General features: G+C 66.6%; 18 protein-coding genes. 10 read left to right on the plus strand and 8 right to left on the minus strand.

What is annotated here, in order from left to right:
* Positions 1–549 precede the first annotated feature (549 nt).
* Both FE256_RS13120 and FE256_RS13125 read right to left on the minus strand, forming a co-directional pair.
* Positions 550–993, minus strand: coding sequence for a helix-turn-helix domain-containing protein (locus FE256_RS13120; protein WP_138176323.1), 444 nt, complete (start codon positions 991–993; stop codon positions 550–552).
* Positions 994–1,382: 389 nt separating this feature from the next.
* Positions 1,383–5,078 carry a YobI family P-loop NTPase gene (locus tag FE256_RS13125; RefSeq protein ID WP_138176325.1) on the minus strand — a complete coding sequence of 1,232 codons (3,696 nt, stop codon included), beginning with the start codon at positions 5,076–5,078 and terminating at the stop codon, positions 1,383–1,385.
* A 231-nt stretch (positions 5,079–5,309) separates the two neighbouring features.
* Here FE256_RS13125 and FE256_RS13130 point away from each other — a divergent pair, with 231 nt between their 5' ends.
* On the plus strand, positions 5,310–5,735 hold the full coding sequence (locus FE256_RS13130; RefSeq protein ID WP_138176327.1) for a hypothetical protein: 426 nt from the start codon (positions 5,310–5,312) through the stop codon (positions 5,733–5,735).
* A gap of 1 nt (position 5,736) precedes the next feature.
* Here the strand turns inward: FE256_RS13130 and FE256_RS13135 are convergent, their stop codons facing one another.
* Entirely contained in the window at positions 5,737–6,180 is a 444-nt protein-coding gene (locus FE256_RS13135; protein ID WP_138176329.1) for a helix-turn-helix domain-containing protein, read from the minus strand.
* A 1,122-nt stretch (positions 6,181–7,302) separates the two neighbouring features.
* On the opposite strand from FE256_RS13135, the gene FE256_RS13145 reads away from it, so the two are divergent.
* Genes FE256_RS13145 through panB form a run of 3 tightly spaced genes read left to right on the plus strand, consistent with a single transcriptional unit; the run spans position 7,303 to position 9,811 of the window.
* Positions 7,303–8,061: a Rossmann-like and DUF2520 domain-containing protein gene (locus tag FE256_RS13145; protein ID WP_138176333.1), complete on the plus strand. Its 759-nt coding sequence runs from the start codon at positions 7,303–7,305 to the stop codon at positions 8,059–8,061.
* On the plus strand, positions 8,058–8,954 hold the full coding sequence (panC, locus tag FE256_RS13150; protein ID WP_138176335.1) for a pantoate--beta-alanine ligase: 897 nt from the start codon (positions 8,058–8,060) through the stop codon (positions 8,952–8,954). The genes FE256_RS13145 and panC overlap by 4 nt, the downstream gene beginning before the upstream one ends.
* Positions 8,951–9,811, plus strand: coding sequence for a 3-methyl-2-oxobutanoate hydroxymethyltransferase (gene panB / locus FE256_RS13155; protein WP_138176337.1), 861 nt, complete (start codon positions 8,951–8,953; stop codon positions 9,809–9,811). The genes panC and panB overlap by 4 nt, the downstream gene beginning before the upstream one ends.
* Before the next feature lies 1 nt (position 9,812).
* Here the strand turns inward: panB and FE256_RS13160 are convergent, their stop codons facing one another.
* Complete coding sequence (locus FE256_RS13160; RefSeq protein ID WP_138176339.1) at positions 9,813–10,244, minus strand: VOC family protein; 432 nt, start codon at positions 10,242–10,244, stop codon at positions 9,813–9,815.
* Positions 10,245–10,457: 213 nt separating this feature from the next.
* Between FE256_RS13160 and FE256_RS13165 the strand changes: the two genes are divergently transcribed.
* Positions 10,458–11,435, plus strand: a complete 978-nt coding sequence (locus FE256_RS13165; protein ID WP_138176341.1) for a MauE/DoxX family redox-associated membrane protein — start codon at positions 10,458–10,460, stop codon at positions 11,433–11,435.
* Between the two features lie 102 nt (positions 11,436–11,537).
* Entirely contained in the window at positions 11,538–12,155 is a 618-nt protein-coding gene (locus tag FE256_RS13170; RefSeq protein WP_138176343.1) for a hypothetical protein, read from the plus strand.
* Between the two features lie 365 nt (positions 12,156–12,520).
* On the opposite strand, the gene FE256_RS13175 is transcribed toward FE256_RS13170, so the two are convergent.
* Positions 12,521–13,147, minus strand: coding sequence for a helix-turn-helix domain-containing protein (locus tag FE256_RS13175; RefSeq protein WP_138176345.1), 627 nt, complete (start codon positions 13,145–13,147; stop codon positions 12,521–12,523).
* An 18-nt stretch (positions 13,148–13,165) separates the two neighbouring features.
* Here FE256_RS13175 and FE256_RS13180 point away from each other — a divergent pair, with 18 nt between their 5' ends.
* From FE256_RS13180 to FE256_RS13195, 4 genes are all read left to right on the plus strand, one after another.
* The gene (locus FE256_RS13180) at positions 13,166–13,813 is read left to right on the plus strand and encodes a helix-turn-helix transcriptional regulator (RefSeq protein WP_138176347.1); all 648 of its coding nucleotides are present in this window, start codon (positions 13,166–13,168) and stop codon (positions 13,811–13,813) included.
* A 102-nt stretch (positions 13,814–13,915) separates the two neighbouring features.
* On the plus strand, positions 13,916–14,803 hold the full coding sequence (locus FE256_RS13185) for a helix-turn-helix domain-containing protein (RefSeq protein WP_138176349.1): 888 nt from the start codon (positions 13,916–13,918) through the stop codon (positions 14,801–14,803).
* An 84-nt stretch (positions 14,804–14,887) separates the two neighbouring features.
* The gene (locus FE256_RS13190; RefSeq protein WP_138176351.1) at positions 14,888–16,474 is read left to right on the plus strand and encodes a molybdopterin-dependent oxidoreductase; all 1,587 of its coding nucleotides are present in this window, start codon (positions 14,888–14,890) and stop codon (positions 16,472–16,474) included.
* Positions 16,475–16,668: 194 nt separating this feature from the next.
* Entirely contained in the window at positions 16,669–17,706 is a 1,038-nt protein-coding gene (locus tag FE256_RS13195; RefSeq protein WP_138176357.1) for a sensor histidine kinase, read from the plus strand.
* On the opposite strand, the gene FE256_RS13200 is transcribed toward FE256_RS13195, so the two are convergent.
* From FE256_RS13200 to FE256_RS13210, 3 genes are all read right to left on the minus strand, one after another.
* Positions 17,690–18,265, minus strand: a complete 576-nt coding sequence (locus FE256_RS13200) for an isochorismatase family protein (protein ID WP_138176353.1) — start codon at positions 18,263–18,265, stop codon at positions 17,690–17,692. The genes FE256_RS13195 and FE256_RS13200 overlap by 17 nt on opposite strands.
* A complete protein-coding gene (locus tag FE256_RS13205; RefSeq protein WP_394529719.1) occupies positions 18,262–20,526 on the minus strand; it encodes an MMPL family transporter in 2,265 nt (754 codons plus the stop codon). Before FE256_RS13205 ends, FE256_RS13200 begins: the two co-directional genes overlap by 4 nt.
* A gap of 38 nt (positions 20,527–20,564) precedes the next feature.
* Positions 20,565–21,027, minus strand: a 463-nt coding sequence (locus FE256_RS13210) for a hypothetical protein (protein ID WP_252371020.1), incomplete at its 5' end; no start/stop codon positions are given.

Consider the following 21,027-nt stretch of genomic DNA (forward strand, 5'->3'; position numbering starts at 1 on the left):
CCGAGCTCACCGCGACCACCCCCACCATCGACGAGGCGGTGATACTCCCCGAGATCACCGCCGCCTAAACTAACGACAGCTGATCATCGCAACGAAGCGAAAGACCACCACTCAAACGGACGCGGCCTGCTCGCCCTGTGCGGTCGAGACTCCACGCGCTCAGACGAAAGCATCGCCGATAGACCACCGACGCTCGAATCTCACATAGTGATCGTTCAGCCGGGCTTTTCGAGATCCGTCCTCGAGGCCCGGCTGGAAACTCGGGACATCTCAGCCGTCCAGGTGCGCGACTTCCTAACGTTCGTGGCCAACTCGATCCAACGTCTGTCGACTATAGATCTCGTCGGCTCCCGATAGAACCGCCCGGTTCGTCGGCGTATGAAGGGCGCAAGTGCAGGGGGTTGCTGGGGTAGCGAGACAGAACAGCCAACTTCGTGTCGACGAACTTTGCGTCCCGGATGTTGACTCGGACGATCTAGTCCGCGATTGTCGCCTTCGCCGCGGACATGGTCGGGCGTGAGCGTGAGCGTGAGCGTAGTAGCCGACGACTCACCGGGCACCGCCGCGTGCCCGAAGCTGCACACCAGCGCCTACGAGCTGCTTGCGCACGCATGCGTAGCTCACACCGAATGCCTCCGCGATATCGCCCATCACGGACCCACGCTCGTACCGATCCACGAGGTCCCGTACCTGCGCACTCGTCAGCTGTGGACCCTGCGGGCCACGAGATCTGATCGGCTCCCCCATCGCGACCAGCAACCGCTGCACCTTGTTCGGGCTGAAGCCATACCGGCTACCAATGGTCGCGAGCGTCTCCCCTGCTCGATACGACGCAACGATCGCATCCTTGATCGCCGGAGGAACAGCGTCTGGATCCTCGCGGGTGAGTTCCAGGCGCTTGATGAGATTGTCGAGCGTCGTTCGATGAACACCCAGCTTCGTGGCTAGGTCGGCGATCGGCTCACCTCTTTCGTAGCCCTCAACGAATGCCATCTTCTCGTCGTCGGTCAGCTGCCGAGCCTTCCGAGGCGCGGTTCGCCTCGCATCCGGCCGTCGGCCAGGTCCCGGGGCCGCCAACTTACGGAGATGCGAAGCCCCTCCCGATTTGTTCGAGTACCACTGCACGAGCCCCACCAAATTACGAACTTGCACACAGAATAGCCCCTTCACCGGGGTTATTTTTGCGTTTCGAGTGTCCAGTCGGTGGTCCGGCCGTTCGAACGCGAAATCACCGTTGACCTCTGTTTTCACTATTTCGAGTGAGTCACAAGGGGTACTGTCGGTCCATCCGATGGGACGTCACTCCACCCCTGTCAGATGTACCGATGGTGTTGTGTGAATATCGACGTTGCCAATGTGTCCATTCAAAAAGCGTCCGCCACTTAGCCGCGCTTCATGTTCGCCTTTAGACCTGAGCTCGTGGCCACGATCGTATTGACGGTACCTAGTTGCTGGAGGCGTTCGAGCAACGCCTGCACTTCTGGAGTGGCGGGGAACCTTGGGTGGCGACCATTGGCTTCAAGCAGCAACGGATAGTCGCCGCCGAGGTCCGTAAGGATGGGACGCAGATGGGCCAGTGTTACACCCTGAGTAAAGCGACGCAACAGACGCAACACAACCGACGATCCGACCCGTTGATTCGCCGCGAGCTTGACGGCACCCCACTCGACTGAAATGTCGTTGTCGAGGGCGTAGCTGGCCATGCGAAGAACAACGTCCCGGCCGCCATCCTCGGCGAACTCTTCGAACCGTCGGACAACTGTGGTCTTCAGCGCGTCGGGGATACGCGCACTGTCAAGGAACCTGATAATCATGTCGGTAGGGAGAATGGCCGGCGAAATGAATCCCGCGATCTCTTCGGATACTCCGATTGCGTATTCAAGTCCACCCCAGTCACCCCGTTGAATGAGAGCGAAACTGTCCGCGTCATCCAAGATGACGTTCCGTTCGATGAGGCGGCCAATCAGTTCACCAGGTTCGACGGGAACCTCCTCCGGAAGGATGGGTTCGGCGAGGCCCAAGCTCCCGAGAAGATTGGCCCGAAGCTCTGGCGAGGGCATGACGGCGGAGCTGAAGAGAATCTGCTGGGCCACCTCACGTTTGGCGTCTTCTCCGGCACCGTCTGGCGCCTCAATCGCACCGTCCGCAAGCACAACGGCCACGTTTGCGTCGAGCCCATAGTGCTCGATGTAGGCATAGACGTCGGCAAATTTTGGAGCGAAACGCTTGTGTGCCGCAAGCGATGGCCAGACGGCATTATCGGCATCGTCGAGGTTCTTAACCACGTAAGACGAGGGCGAGCGCCCAACCACTTGGTCGACCGCCCCCTTGTCGGCTTCGGTAACAATTTCGATGATCTGGACGAGCGAGTTTGGTTCAGAGATGGTGTATTCGTCATCCTCAAGCGCTGCGAGATAGCTGCCAAGGTCGGAGAGGACTCGGTTGAAGACATGGATGGCAGATTGCTGCAAGGCGTCAAGGGCCAGCTCCGTCGAAGGAGCGATGGCCGTCAGCAAGTTGTCTCGGGTGACATCGAACTGCTCGACGGCGACAACGGCTGCGCGGACGGGATCACTTAGAGCGGCCAATTTCGGCATCGATAGTTCCGCGGCGTCGACGACGGCAGCAACTTCACTTGCTGCGGCAGCGCGCTTCGGATCCGTGAAGCTCAATAGCGCTTCGTGGTGCTCGAGCAGGTAGCTACCAACACCCTCAGTAACGACATACTCGACGTCTCCCGAGAGCGCGTTCAGCGCCGCGTCGACCGCCCGCAGTCGCCGCTCGTCGTCAATTTCTACCTCGTCCGTCAGAAACGCCAGCACTTGCGGCCACGATGCCGCGAGACTCCCAACCAAAACGCTCAGATCGCGCTCGCTTGCGAGGTAGGCCTGCAGAAATTGGGCTTCGTGTTCGCCGTGTCTCTCTAGGTTGCCTAGGACTACCTTGGCTGCGTCTGGCTCGTACGTGAGGAGGTGATCTACAAAGTCTAGATTGTAGGCGGACTTCTCTCGCAGAGCGAGGCGCGGGCGCTCGCGCAGGACGGCCTTGACCTCATCAGATGTGAGGGGCGCATAGATGTCCATTGTGCCGGTGTCTACGTTCTTCAATATGAAGTTCATTGCGTTGGCGTTGATCCGCTCGCCAACGAAAGTTGAAGTGTAAAGAGTGAAATAGCGGTCGATGTATCCCTGCTCGACCAGTGCGATTGCCAGCGGTGAGCCGAGTAGTCGCTCCGCGCGTGAATACAGCGAGGCCCGCTTGCCGCCGGGCTGGTCCAGCGTGAAGTCGGTTCGCTGCATGAGATCGCTCATCTCAGCGCGTCGAAGAAACTGAATATCGGCTCGGGCCGCTTCGATGCGCTTGGTGGCTTCAGCTTCAGTTGTCGTCTCCCAATCATCGGGGTCAATGGGCTCACCGACCGCCTTCTCCACGTGAGCCGGCGTGAGAACTGTCGCGTCTCCCCCACGCCATGGATCTCGGAAGTTCAAGGTGATGTCAATGGGATTCGAGGCGTACTTCTTCCAGAATGCTGTGCTGCGAATGAGGTCTGCGTCAAGAGACTCAGTGCCGTACTGCAGGCTGACCCGAGTCGCCTTGAAGTGGCCGAGCATCGTAGCGATGTAGTTCTCGAGAGTTTCACCAAGCCGAGCGCTCCGGGCCTTTATAGCCGCGCCTGTCCGCTGGAGCCTGCGGACGTTTTGTATCTCCAGGTTGAGCCGGGCAGTTTCCTTGGTCACAATCGTGCGACTGTCTCGGTAGAGCGTGTCGAGAGCGCTCTTTCCAAGCTTGATCTGCTCGAAGTCAGACAAGTGTGTGCTTTTGTAGAGCACCATTGCGAAGAGCGCGTCGTCAGTGAGACTGAGGGAGGACCCCTTGATGACTTGCTCGCGGAAGATAACGAACTCGTTGCGGATGTTTTTGATAAGTCGCATGTCTGGAACGTGTTGCGCCACGAGGTCGATCAGATCGTCGGAGACATCGTGCTTCGACACGCTCGCCAGCTCGCTCGCCATCAGTTCGCGTGCGCTCTGGTGAGTTACGAAAGGCACGACAGGCACGACGAGGTCAAAGAACTTCGTACGGTTCGCCCTAGCGACTTCAAGCATGGCTGCATCACCGTTTTGGCCTACGGGTGCATCAGGCCCGACTGCGGCTTCCCGTGCCGCCCGCGTGCCAAGTTCCTCGAAGATGCTGTCCTTGATCGCGTAAAGGAACCGAATGACCCGGCCGTTGAGCTGCTTCGCGCCGTTCAGAATGGTGTTCAGTTCGCGCAGTGTCTCGAAGATGTGCGCGTCTTCGAAGCGGTCGATATCCTCGAAGATGACGATGTCCGCGTCCACGACCTCGAAGAAGTAGACGATCTCATCGAGGTACTCATCAAAGTAAGTGTCCGAAGCCGCGGATAGCTTGATCGTCGCCGCTCCGGTTGAAACGCTGTCGATTCGGATCTTGTTGTGGGTCACGTAACGCACGCCGTATACGAAGAGGGCCGCTACGAGGACGAGCCCCGTGTTAGCCGCGATGGCCCAATCGGCTGGGACTGTGAAAAGCTGCGCCAGCTGTGCTGTCCACCCAAGTAGGAAGAAGATGAGTGCGATGGGAACGCCTGTAGCGAGGGCGAATAGTGCCTCGCGCTTAGGCCGAAACGCCGATGTGCGGCGGTAGCGCGATCCTGGCATCTTCTCAGGCATCTGCGTGTAGAGCAGCTGCTTGACGATTTCCTTCTGAATCTGATTTGTCTTAGTTTCGCGAAGTGGATTCGGCTGCGGGGTTTTGTCGCCGTCCCCGACCCGAGGTTTAACCGATTTTTCGGCTGAGTCAGGACCAAACCCAAGAGTTGAGAGCGATACTTGAATCACTTTGAGATCAGGGTCCATGGCGACTTGACGCAAAATACTACTTTTGCCCACACCGTAGCTTCCCGTCAGCGCGATGTTTCGCACGGTGTCATCACCCGTCCAAGCGAGCGCGTCTTTAATCGCTCGGAAATAGACGGCGTGCTTTTCCGGCTGATACTTTGGAGTCAGCGGGTGGAGCTCAGTCGCTTTGACTTGTTCTGGGGACTGGTTTAGCTCCACGACTGCAATTCTCCGTGTATTAGATGCTGTTGATTGGCGCTCATTATGAGTTTGGAATGTCGGGTCGTCAAGCATATGCCCGATGGAATGCGCCGATCGAACCTGGCCAGTTCGCCGGCCAGGACCCCCTTGAGCCGTTTTGCCTGAGGCATCAATCCCCCAACGCCATAGCTCACACTACTGAAGCTTATGCTTGACCTCGTCTTCAGTCAGGCGCATAGTCACTGACACATGCCCCGCCTCACGAACAAGACCTACCTGTGCAATCGAAGCGCCCTCGGCAAGTTTTGGCGCCGGAGCGAGCACGGCTGGTCCAAGCTCAGCCTCGAGGACCAGTGCACACTGCATGAGTACTTCGAGCCCACCATGGATCTCACCGACGATCAGGCCATCGCCTATCGCCAGGCGGTCACGGCGGAGTGGCCAAACTTGCCCCAGCGTGCAGGCAAGGCGTATGCCCAGTTCACAAGGGTCATCGCGCAGCTCGAAGCGGAACCGCCGCGCTTGAAGACCTCGCCAAAGTCGAAGCACAGGCGAACGCCTTACATCGTCCGTGTCGAGGCGCTGGCCCGGCCGGATGTCGACTTTGACAAGCTCGCGCGTGCGCTACTTGCCTTCGCCAAGGAGAAGGTCGACCGTGAGCGTCGAAACTCGTGACTCACCGAACCCCGCCCCGCGGCCGAAGCTGCACACCCGCGCCCATGAGCTGCTTGCGCACGCAGGCGTAGCTCACGCCGAATTCCTCCGCGATGCTCCCTATTGCCCGTCCGCACTCGTACCGATCCACGAGCTCCCGTACCTGCGCATTCGTCAGCTGTGAGCCCTGCGGGCCACGAGACCTGATTGGCTTCCCCACCGCGACCAGCAACCGCTGCACCTTGTTCGGGCTGAAGCCATACCGGCTACCAATGGTCGCGAGCGTCTCCCCTGCTCGATACGACGCAACGATCGCATCCTTGACCGCCGGAGGAACAGCATCCGGATCCTCGCGGGTGAGTTCCAGGCGCTTGATGAGGTTGTCGAGCGTCGTCCGGTGTACACCCAACTTCGTGGCTAGGTCGGCGATTGGCTCACCACGTTCGTAGCCCTCTACGAACGCCATCTTCTCGTCGTCGGTCAGCTGCCGTGCCTTCCGAGGCAGACTTCGCCGCGCGTCCGGACGCCGGCCAGGTCCCGCTGCGGCCAGCTTACGGAGGTGCGAAGCCCCTCCCGATTTATTCGAGTACCACTGAACGAGCCCCACCAGTCAGGCGCTGGGATCGAGTAGTTCCGCCGGGAAGTCGAGACCGGAAATCCCGGCTGAAACCCGTCCTCTTCAGCCGGTGTGGCAGGCGTACGCGCAGTGATAGCAGCCGTCGACGTCGCGGTAGTAGCTCCTCGCAGCTTGAACAGCTCCGCTGCAGGTCGCGTGGTAGCCCAGATCCAGACGGTTGAGCGGGGCCGGGAGACAACCCATTGTCGAGGCGAGGTCATGGACCTCGTGGTCTCCTGAGCTCGTCTGAGCATTCTTGTTCACGGTGTAGTACGGCATTGCAGTTCCCCAGTTCTACGCACCTCAGCGTGCGTATGCCGGAGTATACGAGGGAGCTCCGACATGGGATCAGCCAGCCGGAACCGATCAGCTATTCGATCAGGGCGTCGATATCATCGGCGGCGATCGGGCGCTTAGAGAAAGCAGAGCCACAGCGCGAACGTGAGATTCGAAGGATGCCTTTCCGGTAGCCGCCGCTTCTCCGAACTCAACCTTTACGCTCGGAGCGTCCTCGTCGCCGCGCTTGCGAACGCTTACGGACGCGACCTGGAAGTCATCTTGTATAGACTCACGAACCTGCTCGACGTCGCCCGCTACAGTGTCACGTCTCGTCGTAGTCCGACGCCTCACGTCTGCGGCAAGGCGCCCACTTCGTACGTGCCAGCGGGTGGAATGGCATCCATCTCCTCCTCCGTCTTCTCCGGGGCGGGGGGTGAAAGAACAATGAAGATCGTCCTGCCGTAGTGCCGGCGCCGCTCGACGAACGAGCGGACTCAAGCCCAAGCCAGGCAGGGCGGCCGACAAGGACGCAATTCGGCCGCAGGGTAAGCGGTAAGTCCTAGCCGCTCCGCCACGCCTCGTCAATCCCGCGCTGGCTTAGGCCCACAGGCGCGGACGCCCGAATCCGCGGCACCCGCACCGCGATACCCTGGAACCCGGCGCAGCCGCCCGGTGCGGGCACCGCCCCACGCTATGAACACCTCCTCACACTCCGCCCTCCAGCACGACGCCCCAGTGCTCGTCATCGGCGACGGTCGCATGGGCCGTGCACTCGCCGCCGCCCTCACTGAGGCAGGCGTGCATGTCGTCGGCCCAGCGGGCCGCGGCGAGAACGGCGCGGATGCCGGCATCGTGCTTCTCGCGGTACCGGATGCCGCGATCGCCAACGCCGCGCGGGCCATCGCCCCGGGCCGCCTCGTCGGGCACCTCTCCGGCGCGCTCGACCTTTCGGTTCTCGCACCGCACGAGGCGTTCGGCATCCACCCGCTCATGACGGTCACGGGTGCCGACGCGTCTTTCGCGGAGGTGACGGCGGCCCTCGCCGGCACGACCCCGCGCGCGCACGCGGTCGCCGAAGCTCTCGCGGACGCGCTCGGGATGACCGGTGTCACGGTCCGCGACGACGACCGGGCGGCGTACCACGCGGCCGCATCGATCGCCGCGAACTTCCTCGTCACCCTCGAGGGGATGGCCGAAGACCTCGCCGCGACCGCGGGCGTCGACCGAGACGCGCTCGTCCCGCTCGTGCGCGCCGCCGTCGAGAACTGGGCCGAGCGCGGGGCGGCATCCGCTCTCACCGGCCCCGTCTCGCGCGGTGACACGGCGACCGTCGCACGCCAGCGCGCGGCCATCGCCGAACGACTCCCCGACCGCCTGGCGCTGTTCGACGCCCTCGTCGACGCCACACACGACCTCGCCGCGACGCAGCGTGCGGACCTGAAGGCCTCATGATGCCCCGGATCGTGCGGACGGTCGCCGAGCTACGCGACGTGCTCGCCCCGCGCCGTGCCGACGGCGTCGGGTTCGTGCCGACCATGGGCGCTCTCCACGAGGGGCACCTCTCCCTCCTGCGCGCGGCGCGAAACGCCAACGGCACCGTCGTCCTGTCGATCTTCGTCAATCCGACGCAGTTCGGCGAGTCCGCCGACCTCGACGCCTACCCGCGCACCGAGGCCGCCGACGTCGCCCTCGCCGCCGAAGCGGGCGTCGATGTCGTCTTCGCTCCGTCGGTGTCCGAGATGTATCCGACGGGGTTCGCCACGACGGTGACGGTCGGCGGCGCGATCACCGGCACGCTCGAGGGTGCGGAGCGCGGGCGCTCGCACTTCGACGGCGTCGCCACGGTCGTCGCCAAACTGCTGCTCGCGGTCCAGCCCGACCGCGCCTACTTCGGAGCGAAGGACGCTCAGCAGGTCGTCGTCGTCCGCCGTATGGTGACCGATCTCGGCATCCCGGTCGAGATCGTCGCACGCCCCACGTCCCGCGACGCGGACGGTCTCGCGCGCTCCAGCCGCAACACGCGCCTCTCCCCCGCCGACCGTGCGCTCGCGACAGCGATCCCACGCGGACTCAGAGCAGCTCAGGATGCCTTCGCCCGTGGCATCCGGGATTCTCGGATCCTGAGGGATGCTGTGCGCAACGAACTCACCGCGGCAGGCCTCGACCCCGAGTACGTCGAGATCGTGGATGCCGACAGCCTCGAGCCGATCACGGAGATCGAGCGGCGCGCGCTGCTCGCGCTCGCGGTGCGCGTGGGGCAGGTGCGCCTCATCGACAACGTGGCGCTGGTGCCCGGGGTCGACGATCGCATCGTCCTGAGCCCGGCCGAGAGGAGCCACGCATGACGGGTCCGAAGGTCACGCTGCGGCGGCTCGGCGAGCTCGCCGACGCCGGAACGCCGATCGTCATGGTCACGGCCTACGACTTCGTGTCGGGGCGCGTCGCCGAACGCGCGGGCGTCGACATGGTGTTGGTCGGCGACTCCGGCGCCCAGGTGGTGCTCGGCCTGCCCGACACGACCTCGGTGACGCTCGACGAGATGCTGATGCTCGCCAAGGCCGTCCGCCGGGCGGTGCACACCCCGCTCATCGTGTGCGACCTGCCGTTCGGCACCACCGAGCTGAGCGACGCGCAGGCGATCGCGACGTCGGTGCGGTTCGTGCAGGAAGCCGGCGCCGACGCGGTCAAGCTCGAGGGCGCGAATCCCGCACGGCTCTCGCGACTGCGGGCGATCGTCGACGCCGGCATCCCCGTCGTCGGCCACGTCGGCCTCACTCCGCAGACGGCGACGGCCCTCGGCGGCCTCCGCGCGCAGGGCCGCACGGCCGACGACGCGATCCGAGTGGCGCGCGACGCGATGGCCGTTCAGGATGCCGGAGCGTTCGCGGTCGTCATCGAAGCCGTTCCCGCCGACGTGGTGGAGGAGATCCGGCGGGCCCTTCGCATCCCGGTCATCGGTATCGGCGCGGGCGCGGCGGACGGGCAGGTGCTCGTGCAGCACGACCTCCTCGGGATCACCGAGGGACGGGTGCCCGTGTTCGTGAAGCGCTACGCCACCGTCGGCGACGCGATGGTCGAGGCCGTCGAGGCGTACGCGCGCGACGTGCGTGAGGGCGAGTTCCCCGCGGCCGAGCACGTGTACCCAGCGCCGGCCGAGGTCGCGGCGGCGGTGCGCGAGTTCGTGGCGGGGCAGAGCCGCTAGCTCAGCTCCCGCTCTTCGCCCAGCCCCCGGGCACCGCGATGTTGAACATCCAGGACACACCCCACGGATCGACGACTTCGCCGTACAGATCGCCCCACACCTGCTTCTCGAGGGCCTGGACGACCTCGGACCCACGCTCGACGAAGCGGTCGTAGAAGCCCGTCACGCGGTCGACCTCGTCGCTCATGAATGCCGCCTGGATGCGGTTCCTCCCCCATCCCTCGGCTGGTTCTCCGAAGGCATCCGCCCCCATCACCGTGAATCCCTCGGCGCGGAGCTCCGAGTGCATCACCGCGTCCGCGGGCTGGTCGGCCATTCCGAAGTCGGCGAAGGTCGAGATCGTCAGCTCGCCACCGAAGACGGACTGATAGAAGGTCATCGCCTCGCGGGCGTGACCGGCGAACGACACATAAGCGACGAGCGAGGTGGGCATCACGGCATCCTTCGACGAGAGCGACTGTTCACGCTCACCGTAGACCCCGCCGCCCGCCTGCAGAAGAGGAGGATCCGCTCGGCGCTGGGATCGCAGAGCCCCGCGGAGGACTTCATGAGCGTCCGGCCGGACTGCTGACGTCGTCCCCGCCCCACCGGCATCCCCAGCGGTGGCACAGGGCCGGTCGGTACCCGGCCTAAACTCCCAGGCGTGATGACATGGACCACCGTGCAACTTGTGGCGACGATCATCGTGGGCGCCTCGTTCCTCGTCAGCGGAATCCTGAAGCTTCGCGAGACGGACGGCACCCGGGCGACGCTCTCGGCCCTCCGTCTGCCGTCGTTCCTTCAGCGCGAGTGGATCGCCCGGTCCTATCCGGTCGCCGAGATCGTCCTCGGGGCTGCCCTGCTCGCGCTTCCCGCGCCCCTGTGGTGGGCGGTGGCGGTGGCCGCCCTCGTCCTCATGGTCGTGCTGACGCTCCTCGTCGTCCGTGTCGTGCGATCCGGCGAGGATGTCGCGTGCAACTGCTTCGGCTCCACCCAGCGGATCAGCGGCCGAACCGTGCTCCGCAACGTCGTCCTCACGGTTCTCACGGTGCTCATGGTGGTTGCCGAACCACTCACGGCATCCCCGGTCGCGGAGGCGCTGCGCACCCGTCCGGATGTGCTGTTCGCCGTCGCGCTCGCGGTGGTGACGTCGGCCGCCGTGACGGTCGTGATCACGATGGGTCCTCCGCGACCGCGCGATGTCGACACCTACGAGGACCGGCCGCTCGTCGTCCCGGACGTGACCGTGCGGGACGGCTCCGGCTCGCGCGTGCCGCTTCCCGCGCTCACGGCGGAGAGCGCCGTGCTGTTGATCCACATCAAGTCCGGGTGCAGCCCGTGCGCGACGGTCATCGAGGCCTTCTCCGACGGGGCACTGATCGGCGAGCGCGTACGCGTGCGTCTGCTCGAGCGTACCCCCGCGGCCGGCGCTCCCCTCGGTCCGGGACGGCTGTGGGACGACGGCGGAGAAGCCGCGCGGGTCTTGGCGATGGCGTCCACACCGTCGGCCCTTCTGCTCGCCGCCGACGGCACGATCCCGGCCGACCCCGTGCGCGGGAGCGAAGCGATCTTCGAGCTCGTCCAGGCCATCGAAGAGGCCGTCGCCGCACTCCGGCCTCGCGGTCTCGGCGATGTCGACCTATGAACTAATCATCGTGTAGACATTCCCCCCACCCGATCCCCCGTCTCCCTAGCGTCTCGTTACCGGCCGACCTCGGCCGCTGGAGACGCATCCCTGGGGGACAACATGGTGAACGAATCGTCCGGCCTCGACCGCCGCACAGTACTGAAGGGCGCCGCGTGGTCGGCACCGGTCCTTGCGATGGCGGTGGCCTCACCGATGGCTTCCGCGTCCGGACCGACATGCCCCCCGTGTCTCACCGCGGGTGTGCTCGGCGGCATCACGACGCAGGCCGTGGTCGTCGGGAACAAGGGCTCGCTGGCCTTCGTCGGCGCTCTCGGATTGGACTCCCGCGGCTGTGACGTCACGCTGTTCCGGCCGCTGTACACGGTGCTCCCGACCGAAGCGACCCTGACGATGAGCGACAACAGCACGCACACCGCGACGGGACTCACCGCCGGCGTCGGCACGTTCGGGCAGCTCGGCGCGCTTCCGGGGACCCTGTTGTTCAACAACATCAACTTCGGGAGCGGCACCTACGTGCTCAACAGCAACCCGGTGCGCCCGACGTCCCTCACCGTGAAGGCCAACGTCGTCCTCATCGGACTTCCGTCGCTGATCGAGATCACGTGCCCGGTGACGCTGACGTACAACTTCAGCGTCTGGGGTGTCGGCGTCGTCACGCCGTCGTTCCTGGGTGGTGCCGGAACGATCAACTTCACGGGGACCGCTACCGCGGCCTGAGCCCGGGGGCCCAGCGGGCACAGGCGGTACTTCGCGTCATCCAATTCGCGCCACAAAGAGGCGCAGGTTGTGCCAAAACGAACATCGGAGACGCACGGGCGCGAAGATTCTCGACACCGGCGAATGCCCCTCGCGCCGACTCGAAGAGTCACGGAGCAGGGGCATTCGCCGTCTATTTCACGTTCCGGGGGCGATGATGAATCTGACGACACGGGAATGCACGACGCGGACGCAGAAGCGACACAATGCGATGAATGGGCGAGGCGGCGAGCTCCCGATTGAACGGGTGTCCGCCGCGGACTGCCGACACAGCGTGCTGGCACCGGCCACCATCGGGTGACCGTGCGTACCCGCACGCATCGCGGTCAGGCGGCCATCCACCCGTCATCGATGAGCCGTGCCCGCAACTCGTCCCGGTTGGCGGCGCCGAGCGCACGGCGCGCGCGCTGCAAGTTCGTCCGGACCGACGTCACCGGCACGCCGAGCGACCGGGCGATCCACTCCGACGACGGCGCGCCGTGTCCCGCGAACAGACAGGCAACCTGCAGCTGTCGGTCCGAGAGGTGGACGTCGCGCAGCCCCGGCGGTCCGGCGAGCCGTCCGGCGTCGTCGGCGTGGCCCCCTGCGACCACCGCCAGCAGATCGTCGAGGTCATCGGAGCGGGTGAGAACGGCGGCGGCCCCCGTGTCGATCAGACGCGCACGGTGGACCGGTGCCGGGTCGTCCGCGACGACGACCGGGCGAGCACCGGCAGCCCGTAGCGCGCGCACCTTCAAGACCGTCGGGACGTGGTCGACGAGTTCGGCACGGACGGCGACCACGTGCGCCACCGAATCGATGCGCGCGGCATACTCCGCCCAGGACGGCGCGATCTCACGCAGTTCGATCGACGCACGTCCGAAAGCGACCGCCGCTCGCAGAGCGGGTCCCAGCGCGAGGAGATCGTCGATCACGTCGACGCTCGGTGCTTCTCCCACTTCTGCAGACACCACGGCGCGAGCGTAACAGCGATGTCACGCCTCGACCGTTCCCCCGACGCGACCGTGTGGGCAGCCACCTCGAGCCGCATGGCGGGTTCGCTCATGGCGGAGTACCTGTCCGCCAGCCTGCGGCGCACGGTCGTCACCGGCCCGCCCGAAGAGCTCCGCTCGGCTCGCGTGACCGTGCTGCTGTCCGCGGTGGAGGAGCCGAGCACGCTGCCTCGCGTCTTGCGTTCGCTCACGGCCGGCCGCTCTCGCGTCATCCTGAGCTACGACGGGACTTCCCGTGCCGGCGAGATCCTCGACACGGCGGAGCGCTTCGGCGTCTGGTCCGTGTTCGACGCTCGCGAGGACGTGCGCGGGTTGGTCGACCTCATCCGGCGCGGCCTGTCGACGGCACCCTCCTCGCGACACGCGTCGTCATCCGCTCTCTCCCATTGGCGTCTCCCCGCCCCCACGGACAGGCACGGGCTGACACCGCGAGAGCGCGACGTCATCCGCCTGCTGTGCGCGGAGGAGCCCCTCGACACCGCCCGCGCCGCCCGAGAACTCGGGATCAGCGTCCACACGATCAACGTCCACCTCGGCAACGTGCGACGGAAACTCGAAGGCCGCTACACCGGGAACAGGCGGGCGCTGCGGGACGCATTGATCGACGTCGGGTGGTTGGAGTGCTGACGAGCGGTCCATACCCATCCATCCGCTACAGCACCCAAGCAAACGGGAAGTGCTTTGCAAGCCAAGAATGTCCGGTCACGTACTGTCGAAGCAGGTGACGACATGCTGGATCGAGCGAAACAGACCTTCTACACGGACGACATCGCCATCCGCCGACTGGATGGCGGTGCCCCACACCCGAGCCACCTGACGATCCGTCACACCGAGGTCTACCGGTTGAGGTCAGTACAGTCCGCGTCGGTCACCCACCTCGAACCGCGCCTGGGCGACGTGTTCCTCCTCGGCTCGCTCGCGCATCGGATGGAGATCCGGGCCCGAGGCGAGCACGTCACGATCGACCCCAAAGAGCTCGTCATCGTCCGTGATCCCGACGTCGTGATCTCCGCTGAAATCCCCACCGACCTCGTGCTGGCGGTCTCCCAGTCGACGGTCATCCGCGGCATGGGCCTCATCCCCGATGTCGGCCCGGTCCTCACCCGGATTCCAGTGAACCGAATGCTCGCCGCGCCGCTCAACAGCGCTCTCATCCAAGCGTTCGACCTCGTCGATGCCGGCAGCGGCGCTCTGGATGCGAGAGTCATCGACTTCCTCCACCTCATGTCGCGGGGATTGATCCAGTTGCCGCACGACACACAGACGTCGGAAGGCGCGGGGGTGTCGGTGGCCGGTCGCGCGCGCACGCTGATCGCCGCCGCTCACACCTCCCCCGCGACCACCCCCACCACGATCGCCGATGCCCTCGGCGTGCCGCTGAGAACCCTGCAACGTGCGTTCGCCGCACAGGGGACCTCGGTGGCCCGCGAACTGCGGGCGGCGCGCGGCCGCACCGCGCACGCGTTGCTCACCGCCGGTTCCACCGCGGGACACAGCGCTCCCCTCGTCGCGCGCAACTCCGGATTTGGCAGTACCGCCAGCATGCGACGTGCGCTGAAGGAGCTCGCCGCGTCGACCGGTGAGGATGACGAACCACTCTCGCCCGGCACCGACTGACCCGCGACGGGATCCGTTCGCCCACTCGCTCCGAATATCCTCCGAGGGCGTACCACGTGCGTCGTCGATGACGAGAGGGATGCCATGACCACCGACACCGAGACCCGCACCGACGAGTCCTCCACCGTGCGTCGCCCGCACGGCTGGCTCTGGGCATCCCTGGCCGGCCTGGTGTCGGCCGCGGCCCTGCTGGCGGTCGCCGAGCTGTTCGCGGTCCTCGTCGCGCGGTCGGCAAGTCCGGTGCTCGCGGTCGGATCCGTCATCGTCGACATCGTGCCGCGACCGCTCAAGGAACTCGCGATCACCGTCTTCGGCGAATCGGACAAGATCGCCCTCCTCGTCGGCGTCGGCCTCGGAGCCGCGGTCGCGGCCGCGATCGCCGGCGTGCTGGAGTACCGGTTCCGCTTCGTCGGTGCGGTCATCCTCGGCATCGGCGGGGTCCTGGCCACCGCGGCGATCGTGACCCGCGCCGGAGCCGGCGCGCTCGCCTGGCTCCCCCCGGTGCTCGGCACCGTCGCGGGCGTCGTCCTGCTCCTGACCCTGGCCCGCCGTCTGCGCCGTTGGGTGGCCGCCGCTGCCGCCGACGAGACCACCGCGGCGGGCGTGAACCGGCGTGGGTTCTTCCTCGTGTCCGGCATCGCCGCCGCCACCGCGGTCGTCGTCGGCGTCGGCGCACGCGTCGTCAATGCCGCGACCGCCTCGGTCGCCGCTGCCCGAGATGCGCTGCGCCTCCCCACCGCGCGGACCACCGTCACCATTCCCGACGGTGCCTCGCTCGAGGTGCCCGGCCTCGCTCCGATCATCACGCCCAACTCCGACTTCTACCGCGTCGACACCGCCCTCACCGTCCCGAACGTCGACCCCTCGACGTGGCGGCTGAGCATCGACGGCATGGTCGACCAGCCGATCGAGCTGTCGTTCGACGACCTCGTCAACATGGGTCTCGACGAGTACGGCGTCACCCTCACCTGCGTCTCGAACGAGGTGGGCGGCGGTCTCGTCGGCAACGCCATCTGGACCGGCATCCCCATCCGCGACGTGCTGCGCATGGCCGCTCCGCAGGCCGATGCCGACATGGTGCTGTCCGAGAGCGTCGACGGGTACACGGCATCCACTCCCCTCTCGGCGCTAACCGACGACGGACTGGATGCCATCTTCGCGGTGGCCATGAACGGGGAACCGCTGCCGTTCGAGCACGGCTTCCCGGTGCGCATGGTCGTGCCGGGGCTGTACGGCTACGTCTCGGCGACCAAATGGGTCACGAAGTTGACCGTTACGCGTTTCGATCAGGACGAGGCGTACTGGACCCCGCGCGGCTACTCGGCCGAGGCGCCGATCAAGATGTCCTCGCGCGTGGACACTCCCAAGATCGGTACGCCCGTCTCGGCGGGCCGCGTCCCGATCGCGGGAATGGCGTGGGCTCAGCCCGTGGGGATCGAGCGCGTCGAAGTGAGCATCGACGACGGCGACTGGCAGTCGGCGACGCTGTCGACGCCGATCAACGACCAGTCGTGGGTGCAGTGGATGGTGGACTGGGACGCGCAGCCGGGCTCGCACTACATCACGGTCCGTGCCGTCGACAAGCAGGGCAACGTGCAGACCCAGGAGCAAGCAGCGATCGCCCCGAACGGCAGCAGTGGCTGGCAGCGCACTCTCGTAACCGTCCGTTGAGGAGCGAGCATGTGCGCGGTGAATGCCCTCTGTCAAGCTCTGTTTCCGGCAACGGGGAGCAGACATGATCGACTCATGCCTTCAGCAAGCATCCCGATGCGCACCGGCACGCCCGAATGAGCGTCGTCCGGGACGATACGTCGTCGCCGACAGCCGATGAGTCCCTTGCCGACCACGCCCGACCGATCGCGAGCATGCGCCGCGTCCTGCCGCCGGACTGGGATGGGCAGGTCGATCAGTTCGCGATCGTGAAGCTCGACGGGGGCGGCGTCGTGCGCGGGTGGAACCTCGGTGCCGAGCTCATCAAGGGCTACACCGAGGACGAGATCGTGGGTCAGCACTTCTCCCGGTTCTATCGCGCGGAGGACCAGCGCCGCGGACTGCCCGATCAGCTGCTCGCCGCTGCCCAAAGCGACGGGCACGTCGAGGATACGGGGTGGCGCGTCCGCCAGGACGGCAGCGAGTTCTGGGCCCGCGTGACGATCTCAGCCATCCGCAGCGACTCCGGTCAAGTACTCGGTTTCGTCAAGATCGTGCGCGACCTCACGAGCGAGAAGCAGGCCGCCGACGAGCAGGCCGCACTGCAGCGCACGTTCGCGCACGACCTGCTCTCGCCGGTGACCGCGCTGCGCGGATACATCGATCTGCTCGCCGACGAGCTCCCCGCCGATCACCGCCTCATCCGGCTGGCCGAAGAGGCCGGCGATCACCTGGTCGCCATGGCGCAAGCGCTCCTGACCGAGTCGAACTCCCCGGTCGAGCGCGGCCGCCGAGGCGTGACGCTCGACCTCGTCGTCCGCGGTGCGGTCGCGCTCGTCCTCCCGGGCGATGCCCCGGATCGCGCCGTCTACGGACGGATGGATGCCGTACCCGTGGTGGGCGACGTGCTCGGACTCCGTCGTGCAGTGGCGAACGTTCTCGAGAACGCGGCGAAGTACTCCGACGATGTCATCCGCATCCAGGTGTACGAGACCGACGAGGGCGCGACCGTGTCGGTGAGCGACCGGGGGCGCGGCATCCATCCGGACGACCTGGGGGCGGTGCTCGACGAGGGCAAGCGCGGGCGTCTCGCCGACCCGAGGGACGGCGGCAGCGGCATCGGACTGGCCAGTGTCCGCCAGATCGTGCAGAACCACGGCGGTACCGTGCGGATCTCCAGCGAACTCGGCGTCGGCACGACCGTGACGCTGACGATCCCCCGTGGCGACGGCGAGGTCAGTTGGACCGAGTGAGACGGGCTCCGGCCGCTTCGATCTCGACGAGCGCCGCGGCGCTGGAGTCCGGGTGGACCCCGGCGACCAGGTCGGTGAGCACGCGCACCGTGCGGCCAGACCCGAGCGCGTCGAGCGCCGACGCCCGGACGCAATAGTCGGTGGCGATGCCGACCACGTCGATGTCACGGATGCCGTGTTCGTCGAGGATGTCGTCGGCGGTGAGGCCGTCGTCGGTCACACCCTCGAACAACGAATACGCGGGCTTTCCCTGCCCCTTCTTGAGGTGATGCGTGACGCGCCGGGTGTCGAAGACCTCGTCGTAATCGGCACCGTACGTGCCGCCCACGCAGTGGACGGGCCACGTGTCGACGAAGTCCGGGTCGGTCGAGAAATGTCCGCCGTTGTCGTCGTCGCCGTGGTGCCAGTCGCGCGAGGCGACCACCACGGCGTAGTCGTCGGCGTGCGCATCGAGGTAGCGCGAGATGCGCTCGGCGACCTCGTCGCCGCCGACCACACCGAGCGCCCCGCGCTCGGTGAAGTCGTTCTGAACGTCGACGATGAACAGTGCCCGGCTCATGAGTCGAGCCTACGCGCGGCCGCGGGCCGGGCGGCATCCCTTCTCCACAGCTTCGACGGCCACCAGATCGCCGGCCCGATGTCGTACGCCAGCGCGGGCACGAGGAGCGAGCGGACGACGAAGGTGTCCAGCAGCACGCCGAAGGCGACGATGAACGCGATCTGGGCGAGGAAGAGGATCGGGATGACGCCGAGCGCGGCGAAGGTGGCCGCCAGGACCAACCTCGCCGACGTGATCACGCCGCCGGTCGCGACGAGTCCGCGCAGGATGCCCGACCTCGTGCCGTGGGCGAGGGACTCCTCGCGCACGCGCGACATGAGGAAGATGTTGTAGTCGACCCCGAGCGCGACGAGGAAGACGAACCCGTAGAGCGGCACGGACGGATCGGCGCCGGGGAAGTCGAAGACTCCGTCGAACACGAGCGCGCTCACGCCCAGCGCGGCACCGAACGAGACGATCACCGTGCCGATGAGCAGAAGCGGTGCCACGACCGATCGCAGGAGCGCCATCAGGATCAGCAGGATCACGACGAGCACGATCGGGATGATGAGCGTCCGGTCGCGGATCGAGGTGTCGATCGAATCGATGTCGGTGGCCGTGACTCCGCCCACCAGGGCCGTCCCCGCACCGACCCGGTCGGCGAGGTCGGTGCGGAGCTGACGCACGGCGTCGTCGGCCGCCGCGGAATCGGCGGTCGAGGAGAGTGTGGCCGCGAGCATGACCTGACCGTCCGACACGGTCGGTGCGGGGGCCGGCGTTCCGGGCGGGCCGAACGCGGCCGTCTGCAGCGATCCGTCGGCGGCGGTGACGGGCGCTTGGCCCCCGGGTGCGTCCGAGGCCAGCACGGCGACCGACTCGATACCGGATGCCGCGTCGAGCACCGCGACGGCGTCGGCCGCGGACCCCTCATCGACGAGCACGTAGACCGGGCTCCCCGAACCGCCGGGGAAGTGCTCGGCGAGTACCTGCTGGCCGTCGCGGGCCTCGGAAGCCCCGAGCACGAGATCGCTGGAGGGGACGCCGTCGGCGCGGAGCTGCGTGAGGCCCGCGCACGCGGCGAGCAGTACGACCGTGCACACGATCCAGACCGGCCGCGCGCGACGGGCGACGAGTCGCGCCTGCCGCGGCCACAGGCCCTTCACCGGCTGCGCGAGGTCGTCGGGCAGGGCACCGGCGCCGGGCTTCGGGAAGAACGGCCAGAACGCCGCGCGCCCGACCAGGGCGAGCAGCGCGGGCAAGAAGGTGAGGGCCGACAGAACCGCGAACGCGATGCCGATCGAGGCGATGGGTCCCAGCGCGCGGTTGTTCGCCAGGTCGGACAGCAACAGGCAGAGCAGCCCGGCGATCACGGTGCCGCCCGAGGCGAGGATCGGCTCCACCGCTCCGCGCCACGCCGTGACCGTGGCATCCCACCGTCGACGGCCCTCGCCGATCGCCTCACGGAAACGCGCGGTGTAGAGAAGGGCGTAGTCGGTCGCGGCGCCGATGACCAGGATGAACAGGATGCCCTGCACCTGGCCGTTGAGCACCACGATCTGGGCGTAGGCCAGCCACCACACCGTCAGCAGCGCGACGCACAGCGCGAACACCGAGGTCAGCAGAACGAGGATCGGCAGCAGCGGCGAGCGGTAGACGACGATGAGGATGACGAACACCGCCGCCAGCGCGACGATGAGCAGAAGCCCGTCGATGCCGAGGAAGCCCTTGACCAGGTCGGCGGTGAAGCCTGCCGGTCCCGTGACCCAGGCGTCGACACCGGCGGGGGCATCGGCGGAGACGAGCTCGCGCACCTTCTCGACGGCTTCGCGCACCTCGCCGGACGCGTCGATCGGCACGAAGATCTGCACCGCCTGGCCGTCGTCCGAGACCACGGGCGGGCTCGTCTCGCCGCGGATGCCGTCGAGCGCGACGATGTCGGCGGTGAGTGCCTGCAGGCCGGTGAGCTGCGTCTCGGAGAGCGCGGATCCGTCCGCCGTCTGGGCCACCACGATCGCGGGGATCGCGTCGGCGCCGACGAAGTCGGGGAGCCGTTCGCTCACCCGGGTGGCATCCGCCGACTGCGGGAGGAACGACGACTGGTCGTTGGTGGCGACCTGGTCGACCTTGCCGAAGTACGGTCCGCCGATCGACCCGCCCACGACCCAGATCAGCACGAGCAGACTCGGGATGCCGATGCGGAGCCATCGCGACACCGGGGGCGAGGGGCGCGTCGCGCCGCGTCGAGAGTGCATCGTGGAGCGGGACACGGGTTCATCGGGCATATCGCTAGATTATCTAGCAATATGCCGGTTGCGCTACCTCAGCCTCGCGCGAACAAGAGCACGATCGACACGGCGAACGCCACGACCCCGAGACCGAGCACGCCGGTCGCCAGCAGAGCGACGAAGCGCACGAGAGGCGACGATCGCGTGAGGCGCATCCGGTGCAGCGAGCCCCGCCGATAGAAGACGTCGGTCATGTCAGCGGTACCGACGCGTTCGTCGTCGTGGGGCGAGAGCGGAGCCTCGTTGACTCCCCCGTCCTCGTCGAACCACCGCACGGCGCGATGATCCCCGAGGTCTTCGACGACCGCGCGCACGGGCAGCCACGTGCCGTCGGCGACGTAGAGCAGCAGCGCCACGATCGCGAGCAGTGTGCCCGCGCCGAGGCCCACCCACGTGAAGAGTTCGATGACGACATCGACGACGTTCGACACGGGGGCTCCTGCGGGCGGGGCGGTGATCTCCGCGCCGAGGCGCGACGGGTGGTCCCCCAGCCTACCG

It is taken from the genome of Microbacterium sp. 5K110, from assembly GCF_005774735.1.
Taxonomy (GTDB): Bacteria; Actinomycetota; Actinomycetes; order Actinomycetales; family Microbacteriaceae; genus Microbacterium.

Coding starts and splice junctions, on each gene's coding strand:
- FE256_RS13145 (WP_138176333.1), top strand. CDS start 7,303: ATGAACACCTCCTCACACTCCGCCCTCCAGCACGACGCCCCAGTGCTC.
- FE256_RS13190 (WP_138176351.1), top strand. CDS start 14,888: ATGACCACCGACACCGAGACCCGCACCGACGAGTCCTCCACCGTGCGT.
- FE256_RS13180 (WP_138176347.1), top strand. CDS start 13,166: ATGTCACGCCTCGACCGTTCCCCCGACGCGACCGTGTGGGCAGCCACC.
- FE256_RS13130 (WP_138176327.1), top strand. CDS start 5,310: ATGCCCCGCCTCACGAACAAGACCTACCTGTGCAATCGAAGCGCCCTC.
- FE256_RS13200 (WP_138176353.1), bottom strand. CDS start 18,265: ATGAGCCGGGCACTGTTCATCGTCGACGTTCAGAACGACTTCACCGAG.
- panB (WP_138176337.1), top strand. CDS start 8,951: ATGACGGGTCCGAAGGTCACGCTGCGGCGGCTCGGCGAGCTCGCCGAC.
- FE256_RS13195 (WP_138176357.1), top strand. CDS start 16,669: ATGCGCCGCGTCCTGCCGCCGGACTGGGATGGGCAGGTCGATCAGTTC.
- panC (WP_138176335.1), top strand. CDS start 8,058: ATGATGCCCCGGATCGTGCGGACGGTCGCCGAGCTACGCGACGTGCTC.
- FE256_RS13170 (WP_138176343.1), top strand. CDS start 11,538: ATGGTGAACGAATCGTCCGGCCTCGACCGCCGCACAGTACTGAAGGGC.
- FE256_RS13120 (WP_138176323.1), bottom strand. CDS start 993: ATGGCATTCGTTGAGGGCTACGAAAGAGGTGAGCCGATCGCCGACCTA.
- FE256_RS13185 (WP_138176349.1), top strand. CDS start 13,916: ATGCTGGATCGAGCGAAACAGACCTTCTACACGGACGACATCGCCATC.
- FE256_RS13205 (WP_394529719.1), bottom strand. CDS start 20,526: ATGCCCGATGAACCCGTGTCCCGCTCCACGATGCACTCTCGACGCGGC.
- FE256_RS13135 (WP_138176329.1), bottom strand. CDS start 6,180: ATGGCGTTCGTAGAGGGCTACGAACGTGGTGAGCCAATCGCCGACCTA.
- FE256_RS13165 (WP_138176341.1), top strand. CDS start 10,458: ATGACATGGACCACCGTGCAACTTGTGGCGACGATCATCGTGGGCGCC.
- FE256_RS13160 (WP_138176339.1), bottom strand. CDS start 10,244: ATGCCCACCTCGCTCGTCGCTTATGTGTCGTTCGCCGGTCACGCCCGC.